General features: G+C 70.0%; 6 protein-coding genes and 1 pseudogene. 5 read left to right on the forward strand and 2 right to left on the reverse strand.

Annotated features, from left to right (window positions below; all coding sequences use genetic code 11):
• The 3 genes and pseudogenes from G6038_RS29440 to G6038_RS29450 form a co-directional block, all read left to right on the forward strand.
• A pseudogene (locus tag G6038_RS29440) lies at nucleotides 1–184 on the forward strand (IS110 family transposase); the annotation flags it as partial.
• Nucleotides 185–273: 89 nt separating this feature from the next.
• Nucleotides 274–1,584, forward strand: coding sequence for a solute carrier family 23 protein (locus G6038_RS29445; protein WP_165042298.1), 1,311 nt, complete (start codon nucleotides 274–276; stop codon nucleotides 1,582–1,584).
• 79 nt (nucleotides 1,585–1,663) lie between these two features.
• Nucleotides 1,664–2,806: an acyl-CoA dehydrogenase family protein gene (locus tag G6038_RS29450; RefSeq protein WP_165042300.1), complete on the forward strand. Its 1,143-nt coding sequence runs from the start codon at nucleotides 1,664–1,666 to the stop codon at nucleotides 2,804–2,806.
• A 94-nt stretch (nucleotides 2,807–2,900) separates the two neighbouring features.
• Here G6038_RS29450 and lexA read toward each other — a convergent pair whose 3' ends face one another.
• A complete protein-coding gene (lexA, locus tag G6038_RS29455) occupies nucleotides 2,901–3,629 on the reverse strand; it encodes a transcriptional repressor LexA (protein WP_165042302.1) in 729 nt (242 codons plus the stop codon).
• A 252-nt stretch (nucleotides 3,630–3,881) separates the two neighbouring features.
• Here lexA and G6038_RS29460 point away from each other — a divergent pair, with 252 nt between their 5' ends.
• Together G6038_RS29460 and nrdR are read left to right on the forward strand one after the other, a co-directional pair.
• Nucleotides 3,882–4,415: a LysM peptidoglycan-binding domain-containing protein gene (locus G6038_RS29460; RefSeq protein ID WP_165042304.1), complete on the forward strand. Its 534-nt coding sequence runs from the start codon at nucleotides 3,882–3,884 to the stop codon at nucleotides 4,413–4,415.
• Nucleotides 4,416–4,607: 192 nt separating this feature from the next.
• Nucleotides 4,608–5,081 (forward strand): transcriptional regulator NrdR, encoded by a 474-nt coding sequence (nrdR, locus tag G6038_RS29465; protein ID WP_029543374.1) that lies wholly within the window; start codon nucleotides 4,608–4,610, stop codon nucleotides 5,079–5,081.
• Between the two features lie 42 nt (nucleotides 5,082–5,123).
• Here the strand turns inward: nrdR and hrpA are convergent.
• The coding region (hrpA, locus tag G6038_RS29470) for an ATP-dependent RNA helicase HrpA (RefSeq protein ID WP_240918844.1) at nucleotides 5,124–9,011 on the reverse strand (3,888 nt) is incomplete at its 5' end.

Consider the following 9,011-nt stretch of genomic DNA (forward strand, 5'->3'; position numbering starts at 1 on the left):
CCGGCAGCTCAACCGGGCCCTGCACACCGTCGTGCTGTCCCGGCAACGATACGACGACGCGACCAAGGCATACACCGCCCGACGAACCGCCGAAGGAAAGACGTCCCGCGAGACCAAACGCTGCCTCGAGCGATACATCGCCCGCGACTTCTACCGGCTACTCGAACACCATCAGACCGCTTGACATCCATAGGAGCGTCCGACGTGAGCCGCGGCGGGAGTGACCCCCCGCGCCCTGCTCCCGGAGCCGGCCGGCGCCTACCATTCCCCGTTGTGAACGAACAACTGAGGACGCGGACGGCCGGGTTCGGCTGGACCCTGCACGGCGACGGACGTCGCGTTGCCGACGGCGAGGTCGTCGCCCCGGACGAACGACTGTCCTGGCCCCGCACCGTGGGCATCGGCATGCAGCACGTGATCGCGATGTTCGGCGCCACGCTGCTCGTGCCGACGATCACCGGCTTCCCGGTCACCACGACGCTGCTCTTCTCCGGTGTCGGCACCGCCCTGTTCCTGCTGATCACCCGCGGCCGGGTGCCCAGCTATCTCGGTTCGTCGTTCGCGTTCATCGCGCCGCTGGCGGCCTCGGCCGGCGAGGGCCCCGCCGCCCAGCTCGGCGGCATCGTCGCCGTAGGGGTCGCCCTCGCGCTCGTCGGTCTCGTCGTCAAGGCGCTGGGGTCCCGCGTCGTCGACGCGCTGATGCCACCCGTCGTGACCGGCGCGATCGTCGCGCTCATCGGCCTGAACCTCGCGCCGGTCGCGGTCGGATCCTTCGAGGCCCAGCCGCTCGTCGCCGCGATCACGCTGGCCGCGATCCTGCTCGTCACGGTGCTCGGTCCCGGCCTCGTCGGCCGCCTGGGCATTCTCGTCGGCGTGATCGTCGGCTGGATCTTCGCCGCCGTCACCGGCGGCCTCGCCGAGGAACGCCTCGCGGCCCTGCGCGACGCCGCGTGGTTCGGCCTGCCCGAACTGCGCGCCCCCGCGTTCGAGCTGTCCGTGGTGCTGATCGCCCTGCCCGTCGTGGTGGTTCTCGTCGCCGAGAACGTCGGCCACGTCAAGGCCGTGGCGGCCATGACCGGGCGCAATCTCGACGACGTCGCGGGCGACGCGCTGCTCGCCGACGGTCTGGCCACGACGCTCGCCGGGGTCGGCGGCGGCTCGGGCACCACCACCTACGCCGAGAACATCGGCGTGATGGCCGCGACGCGGGTGTACTCGACCGCGGCATACTGGGTGGCCGCCGCGACGGCCGTGGTCCTCGCCTTCTCGCCGAAGTTCGGTGCCCTCGTCTTCACCGTCCCCGACGGCGTGCTCGGCGGCGCCACCCTGGTCCTGTACGGCTTGATCGGCATCCTCGGCGTGCGGATCTGGATGGAGGCGAAGGTCGACTTCACGGATCCGGTCAACCTCATGGTGGCCGCCGCCGCGCTGGTGGCCGGGATCGGCGACCTCACCCTCACCGTGGGCTCCGTCGAACTCGGCGGCATCGCGTGGGGCTCGATCGGCATCCTGATCGCCTACCCGCTCCTGCGGCGGTTGGCGGACCTGCGCCGCCGACCGCGCGGCGTGTCCGGTCACAAATAACGCTCGTTCCTGTCAGCGTCAGACCCGTTGTTCGTGTCTACCGTGAGCGTGACGTACGTCATCGGATACAGGAGCGCACATGGAACGCACCCTCTTCGAGCCCGAGCACGAACTTTTCCGCGAGTCGTACCGGAAGTTCCTCGAGCAGGAGGTGGCTCCCTTCCACGAGCAGTGGGAGCAGGACAAGATCGTCGACCGCGAGGTCTGGAAGAAGGCAGGCGCGCAGGGCTTCCTGGGCATGGCCGTGCCCGAGGAGTACGGCGGCGGCGGTGTCGAGGACTTCCGCTACAACACGATCGTCACCGAGGAGACCACGCGCGGCGGTTTCAGCGGCATCGGTTTCATGCTGCACAACGACGTCGTGGCGCCGTACCTGCTGAAGCTGGCGAGCGAGGAGCAGAAGCGGCGCTGGCTGCCGGGCTTCTGTTCCGGCGAGATCATCACCGCGATCGCGATGACCGAGCCCGGCACGGGCAGCGACCTGCAGGGCATCAAGACCCGCGCGGTGCGGGACGGCGACGAGTGGATCCTCAACGGTTCCAAGACCTTCATCACCAACGGCATCAACGCGGACCTGGTGATCGTCGTCGCCTGCACCGACCCGGAGAAGGGGGCGCAGGGCTTCTCACTCCTCGTCGTCGAGCGCGGGATGGCCGGCTTCGAACGCGGCCGCAATCTCGACAAGATCGGTCTCGCGGCGCAGGACACCGCCGAACTGCACTTCACCGACGTGCGGGTGCCGGCCGCCAACCTCCTCGGTGAGGAGGGTCTGGGCTTCATCTACCTGATGCAGAACCTGCCCCAGGAGCGCCTGTCGATCGCCGTGGTGGCGGCGGCGGCGATGGAGGCCGTGCTCGAGGACACGATGCAGTACTGCCGTGACCGGAAGGCGTTCGGCAAGTCGATCGGCAGCTTCCAGAACACCCGGTTCGAGCTGGCCGAGCTGGCCACCGAGACCACCCTCGCGCGCGTGTTCGTCGACAGGTGCATCGACCAGCTCAACGCCGGAACCCTGAGCGTGCAGGAGGCGGCGATGGCCAAGTACTGGACCACCGACAAGCAGGTCGAGCTGATCGACCGGTGCCTGCAGTTGCACGGCGGCTACGGCTACATGCGCGAATACCCGGTCGCGAAGGCGTATCTCGACGCCCGCGTCCAGAAGATCTACGGCGGTACCAACGAGATCATGAAGGACATCATCGGCCGCGGCCTGAATCTCTGACCGGCCCCCGGGGCACCGGTCCCGGATCGGAACGAGCACGGGCGCCGCCGCGGATCGCGGCGGCGCCCGTGCTCGTTCGCAGGGAGGAGCGGGGTCAGAGCTTGCGGATCACGGTCACGACCTTGCCGAGGATGACGGCGTCGTTGCCCGGAATCGGTTCGAACATCGGATTGTGCGGCATCAGCCACACGTCGTTCTTCACGCGCTTGAACGTCTTCACCGTCGCTTCGCCGTCGAGCATCGCGGCGACGATATCGCCGTTGTCCGCGACGTTCTGCTGGCGCACCACCACCCAGTCACCGTCGCAGATGGCCGCGTCGACCATCGATTCGCCGACGACCTTGAGCAGGAACAGCGAACCCTGCCCCACCAGTTCTCTCGGGAGCGGGAACACGTCCTCGACGGACTCCTCCGCCAGGATCGGGCCACCCGCCGCGATCCTGCCCAGCACGGGAACCATGGCGGCCGGCGTGGCGGACGCGGCGGCGGTGTCGACCCCGTCCACCGGCTGCGCCTGCGGGGCCGGAGGTTGCGGGGCCGGAGGCTGCGGATCGTCGAGGCCGCGCACATCCACTGCCCGGGGGCGGTTCGGATCGCGCCGGAGGAAGCCCTTGCGTTCGAGGGTGCGCAACTGGTGCGCCACTGACGAGGTGGAGTTGAGGCCCACCGCGTCGCCGATCTCGCGGATGCTCGGAGGGTAGCCCCGTTCGGTGACCGATTCGCGGATCACCTCGAGGACGCGGCGCTGGCGTTCGGTCAGGCCGGCGGCCGGATCGGCGGTGGTCGTCCGGCTCCGCCCGGCCGGGGGATGGCCGTCCGTCATGGTCGTGACCTCCGTGCGTCGTGTGTCGGGTGTGCTGGATGTGATGGATCGAATCTAGCGCTCCGATGGCCGGTTATCAAACATCTGTTCGAGATTTTCGGCCGGTAGTGCTGACTTTGTCGGAGCGGCGTGGTACACATCGAACGCACGTTCTTTCGAACAGGTGATCGAATAGCTCTCGCCGTCGATCGAGCGGTGACCGAAAGTTCCGCCGCGGGCCCCACCCCGCGGACGAGCGACACGGAGGCCTCGATGAGGACATCAGCAGTTCGCCGAACCGAATGGAACGACACCGGGCAGTACGAGGATCCCGGGCAGTGCGACGACACCGGACGAGACGAGGGCCGGGCACGACGTTCCGCGACGACGCACCTCGCGCGGCGGCCGCACGAGGCGGCGGACCGGCGGCTGCCGGTCCGGCCGAATCCGGGGGTGGTGGACTACCGGCGCGCTCCGGTCCGGGTCTCGCGCGTCCCGCACCGGCCCGCCGGGACCGCGCAGGCCGGCCTGCACACCGTACTGGCGACGGCCCTGCTGACCGCGGTCGCGACCGCGGGACTGCTCGGGATCGCACACCTGCGCACCAGCCAGGTCGCGGCCGAGGCCACCCGTACCGATGTCACCGTCGTGCAGGCAGGGGAGTCGCTCGGCGACGTCGCGGCGCGGGTAGCTCCGGGTGTGCCCCGCCCCGAGGCGATCGAGCGGATCCTCGAACTCAACGTCATGTCGGACGGCCGTCTGCGGGACGGCCAGACCCTGCTCGTGCCGGCCTCCGTGCCGCGGTGATCCGGCATGGACGGGCGGGTACCGGATCCGGCCGACGACCCGGGTATGCAGGTATTGTCGACTCTTGTCAGTCACACCACCTCGTGTGGTCGCGTCGAGAGCGATTCGCCTGCCGGTGAGTCCGGTCTCGGGAGGACGGCATCGGTTCGACGCCGACGTCGCGGCCAGCACGGCTACGACGAAGGAATCGACATGTACTGCCCGTATTGCCGGCACCCCGATTCCCGCGTCGTCGACTCCCGCGAAGCCGACGAGGGGGCCGCGATCCGTCGCCGTAGGGCATGCCCACAGTGCGGCAGGCGTTTCACCACCGTCGAGACGGCGGTGCTGTCGGTCGTCAAGCGCAGCGGCGTCACCGAACCGTTCAGCCGGGAGAAGGTGGTGCGCGGGGTGGCCCGCGCCTGCCAGGGCCGCGACGTCGACAACGACGCCCTCAACCTCCTCGCCCAGCAGGTCGAGGACGCGGTGCGGGCCAAGGGTTCCCCGGAGATTCCGAGCAACGAGGTCGGTCTGGCCATCCTCGGCCCCCTGCGGGACCTGGACGAGGTGGCGTATCTCCGGTTCGCCTCCGTCTACCGGTCCTTCAGCTCCGCAGAGGATTTCGAGCGCGAGATCAAGGAACTGCGCGAGCACCAGCACCGGCGCGAGACCGAGTCCCCGGACTGAGCGCCGCGCCGTTCGTCGCGCGCGGGGATCCTCGTCGCCGGATCAGCGAATCGCCGCGACGGCCTTGAGGATTCGCCTCTCCGAGATCGGCCCGCGGGTGCCGAGGTGCTGAGCGAACAGGCTGACCCGCAACTCCTCGATCATCCACGAGACCTCCACCACGTCGGCCGCTGTGGCCCGCTCCTCCGGCAGCCGCGCGAGCAGTCGGTCGTACTCGGCGTAGACCCGGTCCAGCACGTCCATGCCCTGCCGGTCGCGAAGCGCGCTCGCCGGCAGCGTTTCGAGCCGGTGTGCCGCCGCCGCCAGGTAGCGGGGCAGGTCGGCCAGCCGGGCACTGCCGAGTTCGGCGACGAAACCTTTGAACAGCAGCGAGGTCAGCTGTTCCCGCACGTCCTCGGCGGCCTCGCCGCGCACCCGTTCGAGCAGCACCTCCACCTCGTGTGCCCGGGCCAGGGCGGGAACGACGAGTTTCAGCAGCGCCGCAACCCGGCCCGGCAGCTGGGTCCGCACCACCTTCGCCAGCGCGGTGAACTCGTCCGGTGTGCGCACGGGCTTGCCGTGCCGGGCGATCAGCTCGTCCACGGCGCACGCCCGGCAGTCCTCGAGCAGATCCTCGAACGAGCCGTCCGGATTGCGGCCGAGCGCCAGCCGTTCGCCGTTGCTCAGGCCCGACGTCGCGGCGCGCGCCTGCATCGGGACCGCCTCGAGCAGCAGCGCCCGCAGCCCGGTGCGCATCGCGGCCTGCTGCGCGTGCGGGGTGCTGAGCACCCGCACGGCCACCCCGCCATCCTCGGCGACCAGCGTCGGATATCCGGTCACCTGTTGGCCGGCGACGGTGCGTGTGACCGTGGGCTCGAGGGTGCCGAGCGTCTCGGCGGTCCATACCAGTGCGGGGGCACGCTCGGTGCTCGACGCCGCCCGGGAGACCTCGGCCTCGACACGGTTCGCCAGCTGCCTGCGCAGCGCGGTCAGGCTCTTGCTGCGCGCGAGTACCGCGCCCCGTTCGTCGACGGCGGCGAACGTCATGCGCAGGTGGTCCGGCAGTGCGGCCGGGTCGAAGTCGCTCGGCTCGATCCGCGCCGCGCCGAGCCGCGACAGTTCCCGGGCCATCGCGTTGACGAGCGGCTCGGAGCGCGGCTGGACGGACGTGAGGGCTGCCGCAGCGAAGTCCGGTGCCGGAACGACTTGGCGGCGAAGGTGCTTGGGGAGCGTCTTGATCAGGGCGGTGACCAGCTCGACCCGCATGCCGGGTACCGACCAGTCGAAGCCGACGGGCCGGACCCCGGCGAGCAGCGCGACGGGAATGCGGACGGTGACGCCGTCCTCCTCGGTGCCGGGCTCGAACTGGTAGGTGAGGGGGAACTGCAGATCGCCCTGCCGCCACGCGTCGGGGTAGTCGCCGCCGAGGACGGTGGGGGCCTCCTGGTTGACCACCGTTTCCGGGGTGAAGGTCAACAGGTCGGGATTCTTCTGCCGCTCCTTCTTCCACCACGCGTCGAAGTGCCGCGCCGAGACGACCTCCGGTCCGACGCGCTGGTCGTAGAACTCGAACAGCGTCTCGTCGTCGACGAGGATGTCGCGCCTGCGGGCCCGGTGCTCGAGCGCCTCCACGTCCTCGAGCAACTCGCGGTTGGCGTGGAAGAACCTGTGGCGAGTCCGCCATTCGCCCTGGACGAGGGCGTGCCGGAGGAACAGCTCGCGTGAGGCCTCGCGGTCGATCGGGCCGTACTGCACGGGCCGTTGCGCGACCAGAGGAATGCCGTAGAGCGTGACCCGTTCGTAGGCCATGGCGGCCTCGCGCTTGGTGGACCAGTGCGGTTCGGAGTAGGTGCGTTTGACCAGGTGCGGGGCGAGCTTCTCGGCCCATTCGGGTTCGATCCGCGCGGTGACCCGGGCCCACAGCCGCGACGTCTCGACCAGCTCGGCGGCCATCACCCAGCGCGGCGGCTTCCTGGACAGAGACGAGCCGGGGAAGATCGCGAACCGGGTCCCGCGCGCGCCGAGGAAGTCCCGCTTCTCGCCCTCACGCACGCCGACGTGCGAGAGCAGCCCGGCCAGCAGCGACTGGTGGATCGCGTCGGGGCCGACGTCCTGATGCCGCGTCTCCCACCCGAGGTTGAGGGTGATCTGGCGCAGCTGGCCCTGCAGATCCTGCCATTCCCGGATCCGTAGCCAGTGCAGGAACTCGTCGCGGCACATCTTGCGGAACCGGCTGGACGACAGTTCCTTCCGCTGTTCCTTCAGGTAGTCCCACAGCTTCAGGTACGCGAGGAAGTCCGAGCCCTCGACGGCGAACCGGGCGTGCTTCTCGTCCGCCGCCTGCTGGAACTCGGCCGGGCGCTCGCGCACGTCCTGGATCGACAGCGCCGCAACGATGATCAGGACCTCGCGCAGGCACCCGTTGCGGTGACCCTCCACGATCATCCGCGCCATGCGCGGATCGACCGGCAGCAGCGCGAGTTCGCGTCCGGTGCCGGTCAGTTTCGGGGGTTCGTCCTTCGACGGCGGTTCGAGCGCACCGAGTTCCTCGAGCAGCGCGATACCGTCGCGCACGGCCCGCGGATCGGGGGACTCGACGAATGGGAACGAGGCGAGGTCGCCGAGCCCGAGCGCCGTCATCTGCAGCACCACCGAGGCGAGGTTGGTGCGCAGGATTTCCGGTTCGGTGAACTCGGGGCGGGCTTCGAAGTCCTCCTCGGAGTACAGCCGGATGCAGATGCCGTCGGCGACGCGGCCGCAGCGGCCGGACCGCTGCCGGGCGGAGGCCTGCGAGATCTCCTCGATGGGCAGCCGCTGGACCTTGGTGCGTACCGAGTAGCGGGAGATCCGCGCGGTGCCGGGGTCGACGACGTAGCGGATGCCGGGCACGGTGAGCGAGGTCTCGGCGACGTTGGTGGACAGCACCACTCGCCGGCCGGTGTGCGGGGTGAACACCCGGTGCTGCTCGGCGGCGGACAGCCGCGCGTACAGCGGCAGGATCTCGGTGCCCCGGAGTTTGCGGTCGCGCAGCGCGTCGGCGGTGTCGCGGATCTCGCGTTCCCCGGAGAGGAACACGAGGATGTCCCCGTCACCCTCGGCGCAGAGTTCCTCGACCGCCTCACAGACGGCGTCCACCGGGTCGCGGTCGACGAGCTCCTCGCCCACCTCGACCGTCAGGGGCCGGTACCGGACCTCGACCGGATAGGTGCGGCCGGAGACCTCGACGATGGGTGCGGGTGTGCCGTCGGCCGCTGCGAAGTGGTTCGCGAACCGTTCGGGGTCGATGGTCGCCGAGGTGATGATCACCTTCAGGTCCGGCCGCCGGGGCAGCAGTTCCTTGAGGTAGCCGAGGATGAAGTCGATGTTGAGGCTGCGTTCGTGGGCCTCGTCGATGACGAGGGTGTCGTAGCGGCGCAGCAGCCGATCGCGCTGGATCTCGGCGAGGAGGATGCCGTCGGTCATCAGCTTGATCAGCGTCGAGTCCGACACCCGGTCGGTGAACCGGACGGTGTAGCCGACGGTGTCGCCGAGTTCGGAGTCGAGTTCCTCGGCGATGCGCTCGGCGACCGCCCGGGCCGCGATGCGGCGCGGCTGGGTGTGCCCGATCAGGCCGCGCACGCCGCGACCGAGTTCGAGGCAGATCTTCGGGATCTGCGTGGTCTTGCCGGAGCCGGTCTCGCCGGCGACGATCACCACCTGGTGGTCGCGGATCGCGGCGGCGATGTCGTCCCTGCGCTGCGAGACCGGCAGGTTGTCGGGGTAGGTGACCGTCGGCACGCCCGCCGCCCGCGCCGCGAGCCGCAACCGCGCCTGCTCGATCTCGTCGGCGATCTTCGCCAGCGCCTCGGGTCCGCGGGCGCGGTCGAGCCGCCGGCGGATGCGGTGCTCGTCGCGCAGCGACACCTCGGTGAGGCCTGCCTTCAGGTCGCGACGGGTCGCGGCGGGCGGGGC

Origin of the sequence: Rhodococcus sp. 14C212 (assembly GCF_011058195.1) — a bacterium.
Lineage (GTDB): Bacteria > Actinomycetota > Actinomycetes > Mycobacteriales > Mycobacteriaceae > Rhodococcus > Rhodococcus aetherivorans.